Below are 15,601 nucleotides of genomic sequence, written 5' to 3'. Positions count from 1 at the left end.
ACCGTAGCCTTGACAGGTCGCCTTCCGCAGGCGAGCGCGCTGGTGTGCGCAGCTGCGGGAGGATCCCCGGATGGAGCCGGGGACGCAAGAACACCGATGTACGCCGGACGCAGACACCTGCGCCCCGGCCCGATAGACGAGTTAAGAGGACAGCGGGAATGGCAACGTACGCCATCGTCAAGACCGGCGGTAAGCAGTACAAGGTCGCTCAGGGCGACACTGTGAAGGTCGAGAAGATCGAGGTCGAGCCGGGCGGGTCCGTCGAGCTGCCGGTCGCGCTCGTCGTGGACGGGGCCACCCTGACCACCGACGCCGACGCGCTGGCCAAGGCTTCGGTCTCGGCCGAGGTCGTCGAGCACGTCAAGGGCCCGAAGATCCGGATCCACAAGTTCAAGAACAAGACCGGCTACCACAAGCGCCAGGGTCACCGTCAGCGCCTGACGGTCCTGAAGGTCACCGGCATCAACGCCTGACACACTTTCTAGGAGGACTGAGAACATGGCACATAAGAAGGGTGCATCCAGCTCGCGCAACGGTCGCGACTCCAATGCCCAGCGACTCGGCGTCAAGCGTTTCGGCGGCCAGCAGGTCAGCGCCGGCGAGATCCTGATCCGCCAGCGCGGCACCAAGTTCCACCCGGGCGTCAACGTCGGCCGCGGTGGCGACGACACGTTGTTCGCCCTGGCCGACGGCGCCGTCCAGTTCGGCGTCAAGCGCGGCCGCAAGACCGTGAACATCGTCCCGGACTCGGCTGCGGTCTGACCCGGACGTCACACATTCGCTCTACGCCGACAGGGCGGGGCAGGGTTTGAAGAATCCCTGACCCGCCCTGTCGTCGTTTTTCTCAACCCGAAGTCCTGAAGGAGGCACACGTCATGTCGCGTTTCGTCGACCGCGTGACCATCGACGCCCACGCCGGTAACGGCGGCCACGGGTGTACCTCCGTGCACCGCGAGAAGTTCAAGCCGCTCGGCGGCCCGGACGGCGGCAACGGCGGCAACGGCGGCGACGTCACGCTCGTGGTGGACCCGCAGGTGCACACGCTCCTGGACTTCCACTTCCGGCCGCACGCCAAGGCCGGCAACGGCAAGCCCGGTGAGGGCGGGAACCGCAGCGGCGCCAACGGCGAGTCGCTGGTGCTCAGGGTGCCCGACGGGACCGTGGTGCTCGACACCGACGGCACCCTGCTGGCCGATCTGGTGGGCGAGGGGACCGAGTTCGTCGCCGCCCACGGCGGCCGGGGCGGCCTCGGCAACGCGGCGCTCGCCTCGAAGGCCCGCAAGGCGCCCGGGTTCGCGCTGCTCGGCGAGCCGGGCGAGGACCGCGAACTGGTCCTGGAGCTCAAGTCGGTCGCCGACGTGGGCCTGGTGGGCTTCCCCTCGGCCGGCAAGTCGTCCCTGGTGTCGGTGCTCTCGGCGGCCAAGCCCAAGATCGCCGACTACCCGTTCACGACGCTCGCGCCGAACCTCGGCGTGGTGACCGCCGGTGAGGAGACGTTCACGGTCGCCGATGTGCCCGGGCTGATCCCCGGTGCTTCCCAGGGCCGTGGCCTCGGCCTGGACTTCCTGCGGCATCTGGAGCGGTGCGCGGTGCTGGCGCACGTCGTTGACTGCGCGACGCTGGAGCCCGGCCGCGATCCGGTGTCCGACATCGATGCGCTCGAAGCCGAACTCGCCGCCTACCAGCCGGTCCTGGCGGCGGACCAGTCGCTGGGCGACCTCGCGACCCGGCCCCGGATCGTCGTGCTGAACAAGATCGACATCCCCGATGCGGCCGAGCTGGCCGACCTGGTGGAGGCCGAGATCGCCGAACGGGGCTGGCCGGTGTTCCGGGTGTCCGCGGTGACGCATCAGGGCCTGCCGGAACTGAAGTTCGCGCTCGCGAAGCTGGTCGCCGACTATCGGCGCGATCAGGAGAAGCCGGTCGCGCGCCGGGCCGTGCTGCGGCCCAAGGCCGTCGACCGTGCCGAGTTCACCATCGAGAACGACCCGGAGATCGAGGGCGGGTTCATCGTGCGCGGCGAGCGGCCCGAGCGCTGGATTCGGCAGACCCAGTTCGAGAACGACGAGGCCGTCGGCTATCTGGCCGACCGACTGGGTCGGCTCGGCGTGGAAGACGCGCTGGTCAAGCGCGGTGCGCGGGCCGGCGCCGCGGTGACGATCGCGGGCATGACCTTCGATTGGGAGCCGTCCGTGCCGATGGCCGAGGAGGTGCCGCTGACCGGTCGCGGCACCGACATCCGGCTGGAGCGCAACGAGCGCATCGGCGCCGCCGACCGCAAGGCCGCCCGGAAGCTGCGCCGCCAGAGCTCCGATGAGGGTGAGGAGAGCCTGGGCTGGACCGCCGACGGAGACGAAAGATGAGTGAGGTGCGCGCCGCCCTCGCCACCGCCCGCAGCATCGTCGTCAAGATCGGTTCGTCGGCCATCACCGACCTGGAGACCGGCCTCGACCGCGCCCGGCTCGACGCGCTGGTCGACGCCCTCGAGGCCCGGATGCGGGAGGGCAGCGACATCGTCGTGGTGTCCTCGGGTGCCGTCGGCGCGGGCATCGCGCCGCTGGGCCTGCGGAAGCGTCCGGCCGATCTGGCGACCAAACAGGCCGCCGCCAGCGTCGGACAGCTGAAGCTGGCGCAGGCGTGGGACTTCTCGTTCGCGCGGTACGGCCGGACCGTCGGGCAGGTGCTGCTCACCGCCGACGACGTCTCCAATCGCGCCCACCACGCGAACGCGCAGCGCACACTCGACAAGCTGCGGGCGCTGCACGCCGTCGCGGTGGTCAACGAGAACGACACCGTCGCCACCAACGAGCTGCGCTTCGGCGACAACGACCGGCTCGGCGCCCTCGTCGCGCACCTCGCGGGTGCGGACGCGCTGGTGCTGCTGTCCGACGTCGACGGGCTGTACACCGGCGACCCGCGGAAGCCGGGGCCGGACGGTGAGCCCGCCCGATTCATCCCGGAGGTCGCCGGACCGGAGGATCTCGACGGGGTGATCGCCGGCTCCGGGGGAGCGCTCGGCACCGGGGGCATGGCGTCCAAGCTCGCCGCCGCCCGGCTAGCCGCCGACTCCGGGGTTCCGGTGCTGCTCGCCGCGGCCTCGGACGCCTCTCGTGCGCTGGCCGATGCCTCGGTGGGCACCGTCTTCGCGGCTCGCCCACGCCGCCTGTCGGCGCGGAAGTTCTGGGTCCGCCATGCCGCGGAGTCGTTGGGGCGCTTGACGATCGACGCGGGCGCCGTGGACGCGGTGGTGGGTCGGCGCCGTTCGCTGCTCGCCGCCGGGATCACCGGGGTCAGCGGCAGTTTCTCCAGCGGCGACGTGGTGGAGCTGGCCGGCCCGGACGGGGTGGTCTGCGCGCGCGGCGTGTCGTCGTACGACGCCGAGGACATCGCTGCGATGGCCGGTAAGTCGGGCGACGACCTCCCCTCCGACCTGCGCCGCCCGGTGATCCACGCCAACGACCTGGTCCGGACCTGATGATTCCGCACACGATCGAGATCCACGGTCCCGAGTTCCGGGCCATGCACGAGCGGGTCATGGAGGTCACCGCGCTGACCTCGCGTCTCAACACGCTGCCGTTCGACGACGAGGCAGGCAAGGCGGCGCTGTTCGCGCAGATCCTCGGGCGCCCGCTGCCCGGCGATGTGACGATCTATCCGCCGTTCTTCACCGACGACGGCCGGAACATCACCTTCGGCGGCCGGGTGTTCCTCAACCAGAACTGCACGCTCCTCGACAACGCCGGGATCACCCTGGGCCACCGGACGATGATCGGCCCCGGGGTCACGTTCATCACCAGCGGGCATCCGGTCGATCCGGCCGACCGGAAGCTGTATCTGACCGGTGCGCCGATCGTGCTCGAGGAGAACGTGTGGGTCGGGGCGGGCGCGACCATCCTGCCCGGCGTCACGATCGGGCAGGATTCGGTGATCGCCGCCGGGGCCGTCGTCGCCGACGACGTGCCACCGCGGACGCTGGTCGCCGGGCCGAAGGCGGGCGCCGTCCGCACATGGTGAGCACTGCCGGGTCCTCCTGACTCGTCGGTAGGCATGACCTAGTGTTGACGCATGACCGGAGCTCTGCTGAATCCCGCGACCGCCGACTACGCGCACTTCGACCCGGAGACCCGCAGGCTGCTGCGGGCGACCATCGACTTCTTCGAGTCGTACGGCAAGGAGCGTCTCCTGCGGGCCGATCGGGACGCGGAGTGGGTCGCCGACTTCTTGGAGTTCCAGAAGCGCGAGAAGCTGTTCGCCACCTTCCTGACCCCGGCCGCCTACTCCGGCGGCGATCCGAACCGGCGCTGGGACGCCGCTCGCAACGCCGCGCTCAGCGAGATCTTCGGTTTCTACGGGCTCGCGTACTGGTACGCCGAGCAGGTGACCATCCTCGGACTCGGACCGATCTGGATGTCGGACAACGAGATCGCGAAGACCAAGGCCGCGCGGCAACTGCTCGACGGCGAGGTGATGGCCTTCGGCCTGTCCGAGCGTGAGCACGGCGCCGACGTGTACAGCACCGACATGATCCTCACCCCGGTGGGAGCAGGTGACACCGGGGCGAGCGAAGCGACGGGCGGGGAAACGGGCTTCACCGCTTCGGGCACCAAGTACTACATCGGCAACGGCAACGTCGCCGGCATGGTGTCGGTGTTCGGCCGCCGCGCCGACATCGAGGGGCCGGACGGCTACGTGTTCTTCGCCGTCGACAGCCGGCACCCGGCGTACCGCCTGATCGACAACGTGGTCCACGGCCAGATGTATGTCTCCACCTTCGAGCTGGTCGACTATCCGATCGGTCCCGACGACATCCTGCACACCGGTAAGGAGGCCTTCGCGGCCGCCCTGAACACGGTGAACGTCGGCAAGTTCAACCTGTGCCACGGCTCGATCGGCATGTGTGAGCACTCGTTGTACGAGGCGATCACCCACGCCAACAACCGGATCCTGTACGGCAACCCGGTGACCGTCTTCTCGCACGTGCAGGGCAACTTCGTCGACGCTTTCGCCCGCCTGACCGCCATGAAGCTGTTCAGTGACCGTGCCGTCGACTACTTCCGGAGCGCGAGCCTGGACGACCGTCGTTACCTGCTGTTCAATCCGGTCACCAAGTCGAAGGTCACGTCCGAGGGCGAGAAGGTGATGACCTTGCTGCTCGACGTCGTCGCGGCCAAGGGATACGAGAAGAACACCTACTTCCACGGGGCGAACCGCTACATCGGCTGGCTCCCGCGGCTGGAGGGCACGGTGCACGTGAACGTCGCCCAGATCCTGAAGTTCATGCCGAACTACCTGTTCAACCCCGCCGAGTACCCGGAGATCGGCACCCGGCTGGATGCCGGAGACGAGGAGTTCTTCTTCGCACAGGGACCGGTCGGCGGCGCGGGCAAGGTGCGGTTCGCCGACTGGCGGCCGGCCTTCCAGGCGCGCGGCGACGTGCCGAACGTCGCGGTGTTCTACGAGCAGGCCAAGGCCCTGCAGAGCCTGCTGATGACGGCGCCGCCGAGCCCCGAGCAGCAGAAGGATCTGGACTTCGTGCTGACCATCGGGCATCTGTTCAGCCTCGTCGTCTACGGCCAGCTGATCCTGGAGCAGGCAGCGCTGACCGGCGTCTCGGATGATGTCCTGGACCGGATCTTCGACTTCCAGATCCGGGACTTCTCGGGCTACGCCGTCGACCTGTACGGCAAGCCCACGGCCACCGCGGAGCAGCAGGCGTGGGCGCTGGACGCCGTCACCCGGCCGGTCGCCGACGCCGCGGTGTTCGACCGCGTGTGGGGCCGGGTCAGGGCGCTCGACGGCGCCTACGTGATGCCCGCCTGACGGGCGCTCACGAGAGCAGTGCGGCCGCCGCGCCGGGGAGGATCACCTCGCAGCGGTGATCGATCTTAAGGGTCGCGAACTCGTCACCGCGAGTGGCGCCGCGGTTGACGATCGCGACGGGCTTGCCGCGGCGCGCCGCGTACCGCACGAACCGCAGGCCGCTCATCACGGTCAGCGAGCTGCCGGCCACCACGAGCGCGTCGGCGTCGTCGACCATCGAATACGCCTGCGCGACAGCGGGTTTCGGTACGTTCTCGCCGAAGTAGACGATGTCGGGCTTGAGCGTGCCCCCGCACCGGGCGCAGTCGACGGTGACGAAACTCGCGGTGTCCTCGAGTACCGCGTCCGCGTCCGGTGCCACTTCGATGGCGCCGCGTCCGGATACCCGCTCGCGGAATCCGGGGTTGGCGGCCTCCAGCGCGGCGTCGAGGACGTGCCGGGAGACCCGGTGCCCGCAGTCCAGGCAGATCACCCGCCCGTACGAGCCGTGCAGGTCGAGGACGGTTCGCGAGCCCGCCTTGAGGTGCAGCATGTCGACGTTCTGGGTCAGCACCCCGCTGATCAGGCCCGCGGCCTCGAGCCGGGCGAGCGCCCGATGGGCGTCGTTCGGCTCGGTGGCGTCCATGTGCCGCCAGCCGAGGTGATTGCGCGCCCAGTAGTGCCTGCGGAAATCGGCGGACCCCAGAAACTGCCCGATGGTCATCGGCGTGCGCGGGGGAGCACCGGGACTGCGGTAGTCGGGGATACCCGACGGCGTCGACAGTCCCGCGCCGGTCAGCGCGAGCGTGCACCGGCCGGCGAGGAACCCGGCCAGCTCCGCGGCGCGCGAGGCCGGATCGCTGTCGGGCGCCGTGGGCTCGGCCGGGGTCCAGGACGGTGCCGTGCGCATGACTCGATGGTTCCACAGTCACCGGTAGGGGTCTCGACTCCGCTCGACCATCATGGGCCGGGCCGCTCGACGGTCATGGGGCGCCGACGGTCACCAGCGGGTAGACGCCGTTCTCGTCGTGCACCTCGGTGCCGACGACCGGGGGATTGAACACGCACAGCATCCGCATCGGGCGGCTGGCCTGATCGACGACGACGGTGTGGCGCTCGTGGCCGTCGAGCAGGTACATGGTGCCCGGGCACAGCTTGTACTCGACGCTGGTCTCCCGGTCGATCAGTGTCCCGGTGCCTTCCAGCAGCCAGACGGCTTCGACGTGGTTGGCGTAGTGGAAGTTGTTCACCGAGCCCGGCTCGATGGTGGTCTCGTGGAACGAGAAGCCCACCCCGTCGCCGCCCAGGACGATCCGCTTGGAACGCCAGTGGCCGTCGGCGACGTCGCGCTCGGTGCCGGTGATCTCGGCGGTCGTCCGGACGATCATGCGGTCACCCCCGAGGTGCGGGCCGGGTTCACCTGGGCGACGGCGTCGGCCAGGATCCCCAGGCCGTGGTCGAGGTCGTCCTCGTCGATGGTGAGCGGCGGCAGCAGCTTCACCACCTGATCCTCCGGTCCGGAGGTCTCGGCCAGCAGCCCCGCCTCGTAGGCGAGCGCGCAGACCTCGCCGGCCTGCCCGGGTTCGTCGAACACCAGGCCGCGGACCATGCCGCGGCCGCGGTGCGAGACGCCGTCGTGGGTGGTCGCCAGTTCCTCGAAGACCTCGGCGATCATGGCGCCCTTGCGGTGCACGTCGCGGGTCAGCAGGTCGTCGGACCAGAACTGGTTCAGTGCCGCGGTGGCCGTGACGAAGGCCGGGTTGTTGCCGCGGAACGTGCCGTTGTGCTCGCCGGGCGCCCAGACGTCGAGTTCGGGCTTCATCAGGGTGAGGGCGAGCGGCAGACCGTAGCCGCCGATCGACTTGGACAGGGTGACGATGTCGGGGGTGATGCCGGCGAACTCGAAGGAGAAGAACTCGCCGGTGCGGCCGCAGCCCATCTGGACGTCGTCGACGATCAGCAGGATCTCCCGGTCGTGGCAGAGCTCGGCGAGGGCGCGGAGCCAGGCGGTGCGGGCGACGTTGACGCCACCCTCGCCCTGCACGGTCTCGACGATCACCGCGGCGGGGCGGTTGAGGCCCGAGCCCTGGTCGTCGAGCACGCGCTCGAACCAGCCGAAGTCCTCCACGGTGCCGTCGAAGTAGTTGTCGAACGGCATCGGGGTGGTGTGCACCAGTGGGACGCCGGCACCGGCCCGCTTGGCGGCGTTGCCGGTGACCGACAGCGAGCCGAGCGTCATGCCGTGGAAGGCGTTGGTGAAGCTGATGATCGACTCTCGGCCGGTCACCTTGCGGGCCAGCTTGAGGGCCGATTCGACGGCGTTGGTGCCGGTCGGTCCGGGGAACTGGACCTTGTAGTCCAAGCCGCGTGGGGTGAGGATCTTGTCGGCGAAGGTCCGCAGGAATTCGCCCTTCGCGCGGGTCGACATGTCCAGGCCGTGAGTGATTCCGCCGCGCACCAGATAGTCGATCAGCGGTTCGGCCAGCGCGGGATGATTATGCCCGTAGTTCAGGGCTCCGGCGCCGGCGAAGAAATCCAGATATTGCTTGCCGTCGACGCTGGTCAGCCACGCGCCTTCGGCGGTGTCGAAGACGGCCGGCCAGTTGCGGCAGTACGAGCGGACTTCGGATTCGTAGGTGGCGAAGGTGGTGTCGTCCAGGTGCTTTTCGATTGTCGTCATCGTTGTCCTTATTCAGGGTGAACGTCCGCCGCCAGGATGTACAGATCCTCTGGTAGATGTGCATCCGGGAAGTCGTGGGCGGCGAACAGGGATTCACGGTGGAATCCCAGGCCCAAAGTCTTCGCGACCGCGGCGAACAGGCGCTGCGATCCGAGATTGTCCGGGCTGATGGTGGTCTGCATGCTCGTCACGCCGTCGGCGCGGCAGCGCTCGAACAGGTCGGTGAGCATGCGCGCGGCGATTCCCCGGCCACGCTGATCGGCGTCGACGGCCACCTGCCAGATCATCAATACATCCGGCCGGCTCGGCTTTCGATAACCGGTCACGAATCCCACTGCGCGGCCCTGATATTCGGCGACGATCGACGTCCCCGAGAAATCGTGGCACCACAGCACGTAGGCATATCCGGAATTGACGTCCAGCACCGCCGAATCGCGGGCGATGGCGTGCAGTCGTATTCCGTCGGCGACCGTCGGCGGCCGATAGGTCATATCGGTGCCGCGGTCCTGTCTTGATTTCGGTTGAGCCGGATCCATGACCATTCCGACGTTATCGAGAAGATCTTCATAAGCAACCGAGCCGGTCGTCAATATCGCCGGATGGCCGGTTGCGTTACTGCTCAGAGGGTGGCTGTGGCATATGTCACAAGCGAACGCCCGGCGGTGGCGGGCACCGACGCGACCGGGACCCGGCGTGGTGGGCCGACCACTAGAATCGAGGGACCATGCCCCGAATCATCGCCGGAGAATTCCGTGGCCGCCGCCTCGCCGCGCCCGCCGACTCGACCCGCCCGACGTCCGACCGCGTCCGGGAGGCGATCGCGTCGATGCTCGGCGCCCGGATGGACATCGCGGGCGTCCGCGTCCTCGATCTCTACGCGGGCACCGGTGCGCTGGCGCTCGAGGCGCTGTCCCGCGGCGCCGAGAGCGCCGTGCTGGTCGACGCCGACCGCCGCGCGGCGGCCGTGGCCCGGGAGAACATCGCGGTCTGCGGCGCGCAGTCCCGGGCCCGCGTGGTGCAACGGACCGCGGCGGCCTTCCTCGCCGCGCCCGGCGAACGCTACGACCTGGTGTTCCTCGACCCGCCGTACGCGCTGAGCTCGGCCGAGGTCTCCGGCGCGCTCGCCGCGTTGCGGGACCACCTCGCGCCGGACGCCTGGGTGGTGCTGGAGCGGGCGAGCCGCAGCGACGACGTCGTCTGGCCCGATGGTCTGGAACCGGTCGCGGCCAAGACCTACGGGGACACCACGGTCACTCTGGGCCGGCCGGTGCACTGACGCCGGTAGGCTCGGCGTCCATGAGTACCGCTGTCTGTCCCGGCTCGTACGACCCGTTCACGCTCGGCCACCGATTCGTGGTGGAGCGGACCGCCGCGCGGTTCGAGCGGGTGATCGTCGCCGTCGTCGTCAATCCGAACAAGCAGGGCATGTTCACCGTCGACGAGCGCATCGAGCTGATCCGCGCCGATTGCGCGGACCTGGCCAACGTCGAGGTCCGCAGCTGGTCGGGTCTGCTGGTCGACCTGGTCCGCGACGAGGACGCGACCACCATCGTCAAGGGCCTGCGCGCCGAGACGGACTTCGCCTACGAGTCGCCGATGGCGCAGATGAACCGCGAACTGTCCGGCGCAGAGACCTTCTTCATGCTGACCGACCCGCGGTACGCGCACGTGTCGAGTTCGCTGGTCAAGGAGGTCGCCAAGCTCGGCGGCGACGCCTCGCCGTACCTGTCGCCGGCGATCCACACCGCCCTGATGGACCGGATCACGGGCGTCCGCCGGGTCTGAGGCGAAACCGCGACACACCCCGCGAGCCTCCCTAGTCACACTTGCACCATTCGGCACAATGGCCTCAGTACTTTCAAACCAGGCCAGTCCTCGGTACTGCGCCGGATAAGGGGTAACCATGTACCGCGTGTTCGAAGCACTGGATGAGCTGATGGCCGTCGTGGAAGAGGCGCGCAGCGTCCCGATGTCGGCGAACTGCGTCGTCCCGCGTGAGGCCGTCCGCGAGATGCTGGACGATCTGCGTAACGCGCTGCCCGAGGAACTCGACGACGCGCAGGACGTGCTCGACGACCGCGACACCCTGCTGCACAACGCCCGCGAGACCGCCGACAACCTGGTGACCACCGCAGAGCGTGACAGCGAGGCCATGGTCAGCCACGCGCGCGCCGAGGCCGACCGGATGCTCGCCGACGCCAAGTCGCGCGCGGACCGCATGGTCGAGGAGGCCACCGCGCACGCGCAGTCGATCAGCGCGGCCGCCGCCGACGACGCCCAGCGTCTGCAGCACAGCGCGCAGCGCGAGTACGACGCGGTGACCGGCCGGGCGCACGCCGAGGCGGCCCGCGCGATCGAGGCCGGCAACGCCAACTACGAGAAGTCCGTCTCCGACGGTATCGCCGAGCAGCAGCGCCTGGTCTCCGAGACCGAGGTCGTCGCGGCGGCCAAGTCGGAGGCCGAGCGCATCGTCGACGCGGCCTACGCCGAGTCCGACCGCTTGCGCGGCGAATGCGACGTCTACGTCGACGAGAAGCTGGCAGGCTTCGAGGAGGTCCTCACCGGCACCCTGCGGTCGGTGAACCGCGGTCGCCAGCAGCTCCGGACCGGCGCCGCCATGCACGACTACGTCGAGTACTCGCACGACGCTCCCGGCTACGGCGGACCGCGTCCGGCGCCGGCCCCGATGGCGGGCTGACCACCCGATCGGCTTCGGGAGGTAAAATCCTTCCTCGTGAGTCGTTTTCCTTCTGAGAGCCCGTTCGTGATCGACGTGCGCAGCCTGCCGCGTCGTCCCGGTTCGATGGTCGAGGTCCACCGGACCTTCGCCGCGCCCGAGCGGATCGGGGCCGAGATGATCGGCATTCCGGCTGGCGGGGAGATCGAATTCGACCTGCGGCTGGAGTCCGTCTCCGAGGGCGTCCTGGTGACCGGCACCGTCAGCGCGGCCACCGAAGGTCAGTGCGGGCGCTGCCTGGAACCGCTCGGCGATGAGGTCGACGTCTTCCTCACCGAACTGTTCGCCTACCCGGACAGCGCGACCGAGCAGACGACCGACGAGGAGGACGTCGCCCGGCTGATCGACGACGAAGTGGACCTGGAGCAGTTCGTGATCGACCTGGTCGGTACCGAACTGCCGCTGTCGCCGGTCTGTGACGCCGACTGCCCCGGCCTGTGCGTCGAGTGCGGGGTCCGGCTGGCCGACGCCGAGCCCGGTCACGGGCACGACGTCATCGATCCGCGCTGGGCCGCGCTGGCCGACAAGCTGAAGGGCGACGGCGTGAAGAGCGACGGGGAGGAGCAGGCGTGAGCAAAGCCGACCCGGCCGAGCTCACCGGAGCGCTCGGCGTCACCCTGAGTGACGAGCTGCTGACCCTGGCCCTGACACATCGTTCGTACGCCTACGAACACGGCGGCCTGCCGACCAACGAGCGCTTGGAGTTCCTGGGCGACGCCGTGCTCGGGGTGGTCGTGACCGAGCGCCTCTACCTGGGTTTCCCCGACCGGCCGGAGGGTGAACTGGCGAAGATCCGGGCCAGCGTGGTGAACATGCACGCCTTGGCCGACGTCGCCCGCGATCTGGGGCCCCGCGGGCTCGGCGCGCACCTGTATCTGGGGCGCGGCGAGGAGCTGACCGGTGGTCGCGATAAGGCGTCGATCCTGGCCGACGGGCTGGAGTCGCTGTTTGGTGCGGTATTCCTGGATCATGGGATCGCCGTCGCCAAGGACGTGATCCTGCGGCTGTTCGAGCCGGTGATCTCGCGGTCGGGCGAACTCGGTGCCGGCCTGGACTGGAAGACCTCGCTGCAGGAGTTGACGGCCGCGCGCAGCCTCGGTGTGCCGCACTACCAGATCACCTCGACCGGGCCGGACCACAACAAGGAGTTCACCGCAGAGGCCGTCGTCGGCGGCCGGGCCTGCGGCTCCGGGGTCGGACGGACCAAGAAGGAGGCCGAGCAGAAGGCCGCCGCGCTCGCCTGGAAGGCGCTGAACGACGAGCAGTGCGAGGGCGAACCCGGCGAGGGGCCCGGCGGGAAGAGTGCCTGAACTTCCCGAGGTCGAGACCATCCGGATGGGTCTGGCCACCCATCTGACCGGCCGACGTATCGGCGACGTCGCAGTGCTCCATCCCCGGGCCGCGCGCAGGCATCTGCTGGGTGACGACGACCTGCGAAACAGATTGCGCGGCAAGACGATCCGCAGCGTCGACCGGCGCGGCAAGTATCTGTGGCTGACCGCGGCCGACGCCGCGGACGAGGTGGCCGTCGTCGTGCACCTGGGGATGAGCGGGCAGATGCTGATGGCCGAGTCCGGTGCGCCAGACCCCGTGCACCTGCGAATCCGGGCGGACCTGGACGACGGGAACGAGCTGCGCTTCGTCGACCAGCGGACGTTCGGCGGCTGGCACCTGGATGATCTTGTCGATGCCGGCTCTCGGCTGGTCCCGGAGTCGGTGGCGCACATCGCTCCCGATCCCTTCGAGCCGGCCTACGACCCGGACGCGGTGGTCGCCGTGCTGCGCCGCAAGGACACCGAGATCAAACGGGCGCTGCTCGACCAGACCGTCGTCGCCGGAATCGGCAACATCTACGCCGACGAGGCGCTCTGGCGCGCACAGGTGCACGGACGCCGTCGTACCCGTGGGCTGAGCAGGGCAAAGCTGCACGAGGTCCTGTTCTTCGCGCGCGAGGTGATGTCCGAGGCGATCTCCGTCGGCGGCACGTCGTTCGACGACCTGTATGTGAACGTGAATGGGGAGTCGGGGTACTTTGAGCGCGCGCTGAACGCGTATGGGCGAGAGGGGGAACCGTGCGCGCGGTGCGGAACGCCGATGGTGCGGGAGTCGTTCATGAACCGGAGCTCGTTCTATTGTCCGGTCTGTCAACCGCAGCCCCGGCGTCGGAGGACTGAATAGCCGACTAAGGGCCGGACACGAGCGCGAGCCTACGCGGTGGGTTGGATTGTCGTTGAATCTCGCCCTCATCTCGTCCCGGCGTATGGGCCGCGTTACCGCTCATACGTGCCGGTCGCGCGATGATCAATCGGAGGCTCTCGACCGTAGTAATGACAGTTGTCTGCACCCCCCCACATTGGTGACCATGAAGACACTGAACGTTGTACTTAAGAACTGTCATGGGATCCGATCACTGAAGGCGACGTTCGACTTCGAGACCAGCAGTGCGGCCGCGATCTATGCGCCGAACGGCACGATGAAGACCTCCTTCGCCCGAACCTTCCGGGATCTATCCACCAGCGTCGAGACGAAGGACCGGATGTTCCCGGATCGAGAAACGTGTCGAAGTGTGACTGATGAGAATGGCAGCGACATCGACTCCTCGGACGTTGTCGTGGTGCTGTCCTATGAAGAGGAGGTGGGGCCGACTGAGGAGACCTCTACCCTTCTCGTGAATCCCGCGCTCCGCAAGGAGTACGAGGGGCTGCAAGTCGACCTCGTAAACGCGCGGGACGAGCTGGTGGCGGCTGTCAAGGCTCAGGCTGGCACGAAGCAGGACGTAGCCAAGACCGTATCGCAAGTGTTCATGCACGACAGTGACAAATTCTTCGACGCGCTCGTGCGGGTGAGCTACGAGGTCGAGCAGATGGAGGACGCGCGTTTCGCCGACTTGCCGTACGACCTTCTCCTCAACGACAAGGTCGACGCAATCCTCAAGTCTCCGGCGCTGCAATCTGAGCTGGAGCAGTACGTCACCCGGCTCAACGAGCTCCTCGACGAGTCCGCGTTCTTCAGCCGGGCCTCGTTCAGCTACTACAACGCGGCCAACGTGACGAAGAGCCTCGGCGATAACGGCTTCTTCGCGGCCAACCACTCCCTGCTGCTGCACGGTGAGGACACGCCCCGGGTCGTGAACAGCGCGGCCGATCTGACGGCGCTGATCACGGAAGAGAAGAAGCGCATCACCGCAGACGATGCGCTCCGGAAGAAGTTGGACGCGGTCGAGAAGGCCCTGCAGAAGAATATCGACACCCCAAGTTCTTCGACTTCATCGCGGGCCGGATAGATCTCCTCGCGGAGTTCGCGAACGTCTCCACGTTCCGTCAGGATGTCTGGAAGTCGTATTTCAAGACCCATCAGGAGCTGTTCGACCGGGTCGTGGCGAGCTTCAAGGAGACCGAAGTTCGCCGCAAAGAGATCGAGCAGCAGGCCGCAGCTGAGAGCACTCAGTGGGAGAAGGTGATCAAGATTTTCAACGAGCGGTTCTTCGTGCCGTTCCGGCTTAGCGCGGAGAACAAGCATAGGGTGACGCTCGGCCAGGAGACCATTCTCAAGCTCGTCTTCGAGTTCGAGGAGGGTGGCGACTCGACGAGAGTCGAGCGCGACGACCTGCTGGCAGTCCTGAGTAACGGCGAGAAGAAGGCCCTCTACATACTAAACGTCCTGTTCGAGATGGAGGCCCGCAAGGCAGCGGGTCGCGAGACCATTTTCATCATCGACGACCTCGCCGACTCGTTCGACTACAAGAACAAGTATGCGATCATCCAGTACCTCAAGGAAATGTCCGAGCATGCCGACTTCAAGCTCATCCTTCTGACGCACAACTTCGACTTCTTTCGGACTCTCCTGAGCCGTGGAGTCGTCTCATACAAGCGGTGCTTCATGGCGCATAAGGGCGCGTCGGGAGTGGTTCTCAACCAGGCAGCACACGTCAAGAACCCGTTTATCCACGGGTTCAAGAAGAAATTCTTCAGCGACGGTATGCAGCGCGTCGCCTCGATCCCTTTTGTGCGGAACATTCTCGAGTACACCAAGGGCGACGACGACCCGGACTACGTCACGTTGACCTCGCTTCTGCACTGGAAGAGGAACTCCTCCTCGATCACGAACGCTGACCTGGACCGGATATTCAACGACACTTTCCCTGGTGAGGGGAACCAGTCCTGGGGTTCGCCCGGCGACTCGGTAATAGACCTCGTGATCGAGCAGGCTGACCTCGCACTGACCGCGCCCGAGGGAATCAACTTCGAGCACAAGATTGGGCGGTGTCAACTCGTGGAAGCAACGTTGTCCTTCAGTAGGCGTTCGAAGACTTCCCGTGGAGTGTAGAAGCCCAGGCACTGCCGTGGCCGCTCGTTGAGCTCGCGGGCGATCGCTTCGAGGTACAG

At 67.7% G+C, this 15,601-nt stretch carries 17 protein-coding genes and 1 pseudogene; 13 read left to right on the top strand and 5 right to left on the bottom strand.

Annotated features, from left to right (window positions below):
- The first annotated feature begins 158 nt into the window (after positions 1 to 158).
- The 6 genes from rplU to ACSEEN_RS14580 all read left to right on the top strand — a co-directional run bounded on the left by rplU (position 159) and on the right by ACSEEN_RS14580 (position 5,820).
- Positions 159 to 473 (top strand): 50S ribosomal protein L21, encoded by a 315-nt coding sequence (rplU, locus tag ACSEEN_RS14605; protein WP_247867451.1) that lies wholly within the window; start codon positions 159 to 161, stop codon positions 471 to 473.
- 25 nt (positions 474 to 498) lie between these two features.
- Positions 499 to 762, top strand: a complete 264-nt coding sequence (rpmA, locus tag ACSEEN_RS14600) for a 50S ribosomal protein L27 (protein ID WP_247867452.1) — start codon at positions 499 to 501, stop codon at positions 760 to 762.
- Positions 763 to 875: 113 nt separating this feature from the next.
- The gene (gene obgE / locus ACSEEN_RS14595) at positions 876 to 2,363 is read left to right on the top strand and encodes a GTPase ObgE (protein WP_440713562.1); all 1,488 of its coding nucleotides are present in this window, start codon (positions 876 to 878) and stop codon (positions 2,361 to 2,363) included.
- Positions 2,360 to 3,475 carry a glutamate 5-kinase gene (proB, locus tag ACSEEN_RS14590; RefSeq protein WP_247867454.1) on the top strand — a complete coding sequence of 372 codons (1,116 nt, stop codon included), beginning with the start codon at positions 2,360 to 2,362 and terminating at the stop codon, positions 3,473 to 3,475. The genes obgE and proB overlap by 4 nt, the downstream gene beginning before the upstream one ends.
- Entirely contained in the window at positions 3,475 to 4,014 is a 540-nt protein-coding gene (locus ACSEEN_RS14585) for a sugar O-acetyltransferase (RefSeq protein WP_247867455.1), read from the top strand. Before proB ends, ACSEEN_RS14585 begins: the two co-directional genes overlap by 1 nt.
- A gap of 51 nt (positions 4,015 to 4,065) precedes the next feature.
- A complete protein-coding gene (locus ACSEEN_RS14580) occupies positions 4,066 to 5,820 on the top strand; it encodes an acyl-CoA dehydrogenase family protein (RefSeq protein WP_440713561.1) in 1,755 nt (584 codons plus the stop codon).
- Between the two features lie 7 nt (positions 5,821 to 5,827).
- Here the strand turns inward: ACSEEN_RS14580 and ACSEEN_RS14575 are convergent, their stop codons facing one another.
- The 4 genes from ACSEEN_RS14575 to ectA form a co-directional block, all read right to left on the bottom strand.
- On the bottom strand, positions 5,828 to 6,709 hold the full coding sequence (locus ACSEEN_RS14575) for a Sir2 family NAD-dependent protein deacetylase (RefSeq protein ID WP_440713560.1): 882 nt from the start codon (positions 6,707 to 6,709) through the stop codon (positions 5,828 to 5,830).
- 73 nt (positions 6,710 to 6,782) lie between these two features.
- Positions 6,783 to 7,187 (bottom strand): ectoine synthase, encoded by a 405-nt coding sequence (locus ACSEEN_RS14570; protein ID WP_298443809.1) that lies wholly within the window; start codon positions 7,185 to 7,187, stop codon positions 6,783 to 6,785.
- The gene (ectB, locus tag ACSEEN_RS14565) at positions 7,184 to 8,479 is read right to left on the bottom strand and encodes a diaminobutyrate--2-oxoglutarate transaminase (protein ID WP_440713559.1); all 1,296 of its coding nucleotides are present in this window, start codon (positions 8,477 to 8,479) and stop codon (positions 7,184 to 7,186) included. The genes ACSEEN_RS14570 and ectB overlap by 4 nt, the downstream gene beginning before the upstream one ends.
- 8 nt (positions 8,480 to 8,487) lie before the next feature.
- Positions 8,488 to 9,015, bottom strand: coding sequence for a diaminobutyrate acetyltransferase (gene ectA, locus ACSEEN_RS14560; protein WP_371308112.1), 528 nt, complete (start codon positions 9,013 to 9,015; stop codon positions 8,488 to 8,490).
- 188 nt (positions 9,016 to 9,203) lie between these two features.
- Here ectA and rsmD point away from each other — a divergent pair, with 188 nt between their 5' ends.
- The 7 genes from rsmD to ACSEEN_RS14525 all read left to right on the top strand — a co-directional run bounded on the left by rsmD (position 9,204) and on the right by ACSEEN_RS14525 (position 14,499).
- The gene (gene rsmD, locus ACSEEN_RS14555) at positions 9,204 to 9,755 is read left to right on the top strand and encodes a 16S rRNA (guanine(966)-N(2))-methyltransferase RsmD (protein WP_298443815.1); all 552 of its coding nucleotides are present in this window, start codon (positions 9,204 to 9,206) and stop codon (positions 9,753 to 9,755) included.
- Between the two features lie 20 nt (positions 9,756 to 9,775).
- Positions 9,776 to 10,264 (top strand): pantetheine-phosphate adenylyltransferase, encoded by a 489-nt coding sequence (gene coaD / locus ACSEEN_RS14550; RefSeq protein ID WP_247867470.1) that lies wholly within the window; start codon positions 9,776 to 9,778, stop codon positions 10,262 to 10,264.
- Between the two features lie 118 nt (positions 10,265 to 10,382).
- Positions 10,383 to 11,177 (top strand): DivIVA domain-containing protein, encoded by a 795-nt coding sequence (locus tag ACSEEN_RS14545; protein WP_247867471.1) that lies wholly within the window; start codon positions 10,383 to 10,385, stop codon positions 11,175 to 11,177.
- 105 nt (positions 11,178 to 11,282) lie between these two features.
- On the top strand, positions 11,283 to 11,789 hold the full coding sequence (locus tag ACSEEN_RS14540; RefSeq protein WP_298443826.1) for a YceD family protein: 507 nt from the start codon (positions 11,283 to 11,285) through the stop codon (positions 11,787 to 11,789).
- Complete coding sequence (gene rnc / locus ACSEEN_RS14535) at positions 11,786 to 12,526, top strand: ribonuclease III (protein WP_440713558.1); 741 nt, start codon at positions 11,786 to 11,788, stop codon at positions 12,524 to 12,526. Before ACSEEN_RS14540 ends, rnc begins: the two co-directional genes overlap by 4 nt.
- Complete coding sequence (gene mutM, locus ACSEEN_RS14530; RefSeq protein ID WP_440713557.1) at positions 12,519 to 13,394, top strand: bifunctional DNA-formamidopyrimidine glycosylase/DNA-(apurinic or apyrimidinic site) lyase; 876 nt, start codon at positions 12,519 to 12,521, stop codon at positions 13,392 to 13,394. The genes rnc and mutM overlap by 8 nt, the downstream gene beginning before the upstream one ends.
- A gap of 184 nt (positions 13,395 to 13,578) precedes the next feature.
- Positions 13,579 to 14,499, top strand: a complete 921-nt coding sequence (locus ACSEEN_RS14525; protein ID WP_440713556.1) for a hypothetical protein — start codon at positions 13,579 to 13,581, stop codon at positions 14,497 to 14,499.
- A 982-nt stretch (positions 14,500 to 15,481) separates the two neighbouring features.
- Here ACSEEN_RS14525 and ACSEEN_RS14520 read toward each other — a convergent pair.
- A pseudogene (locus tag ACSEEN_RS14520) lies at positions 15,482 to 15,601 on the bottom strand (IS30 family transposase); the annotation flags it as partial.

The sequence above is a fragment of the Gordonia marina genome, assembly GCF_052036135.1.
Taxonomy (GTDB): domain Bacteria; phylum Actinomycetota; class Actinomycetes; order Mycobacteriales; family Mycobacteriaceae; genus Gordonia.
The sequence above is the reverse complement of the archived record's forward strand: the minus strand, read 5'-3'. Positions and strand labels throughout refer to the sequence as shown.

Excerpts from the sequence above, each read along its gene's own strand:
- rplU (WP_247867451.1), top strand. The coding sequence starts at position 159 with ATGGCAACGTACGCCATCGTCAAGACCGGCGGTAAGCAGTACAAGGTC.
- rpmA (WP_247867452.1), top strand. The coding sequence starts at position 499 with ATGGCACATAAGAAGGGTGCATCCAGCTCGCGCAACGGTCGCGACTCC.
- obgE (WP_440713562.1), top strand. The coding sequence starts at position 876 with ATGTCGCGTTTCGTCGACCGCGTGACCATCGACGCCCACGCCGGTAAC.
- proB (WP_247867454.1), top strand. The coding sequence starts at position 2,360 with ATGAGTGAGGTGCGCGCCGCCCTCGCCACCGCCCGCAGCATCGTCGTC.
- ACSEEN_RS14585 (WP_247867455.1), top strand. The coding sequence starts at position 3,475 with ATGATTCCGCACACGATCGAGATCCACGGTCCCGAGTTCCGGGCCATG.
- ACSEEN_RS14580 (WP_440713561.1), top strand. The coding sequence starts at position 4,066 with ATGACCGGAGCTCTGCTGAATCCCGCGACCGCCGACTACGCGCACTTC.
- ACSEEN_RS14575 (WP_440713560.1), bottom strand. The coding sequence starts at position 6,709 with ATGCGCACGGCACCGTCCTGGACCCCGGCCGAGCCCACGGCGCCCGAC.
- ACSEEN_RS14570 (WP_298443809.1), bottom strand. The coding sequence starts at position 7,187 with ATGATCGTCCGGACGACCGCCGAGATCACCGGCACCGAGCGCGACGTC.
- ectB (WP_440713559.1), bottom strand. The coding sequence starts at position 8,479 with ATGACGACAATCGAAAAGCACCTGGACGACACCACCTTCGCCACCTAC.
- ectA (WP_371308112.1), bottom strand. The coding sequence starts at position 9,015 with ATGGATCCGGCTCAACCGAAATCAAGACAGGACCGCGGCACCGATATG.
- rsmD (WP_298443815.1), top strand. The coding sequence starts at position 9,204 with ATGCCCCGAATCATCGCCGGAGAATTCCGTGGCCGCCGCCTCGCCGCG.
- coaD (WP_247867470.1), top strand. The coding sequence starts at position 9,776 with ATGAGTACCGCTGTCTGTCCCGGCTCGTACGACCCGTTCACGCTCGGC.
- ACSEEN_RS14545 (WP_247867471.1), top strand. The coding sequence starts at position 10,383 with ATGTACCGCGTGTTCGAAGCACTGGATGAGCTGATGGCCGTCGTGGAA.
- ACSEEN_RS14540 (WP_298443826.1), top strand. The coding sequence starts at position 11,283 with ATGGTCGAGGTCCACCGGACCTTCGCCGCGCCCGAGCGGATCGGGGCC.
- ACSEEN_RS14525 (WP_440713556.1), top strand. The coding sequence starts at position 13,579 with ATGAAGACACTGAACGTTGTACTTAAGAACTGTCATGGGATCCGATCA.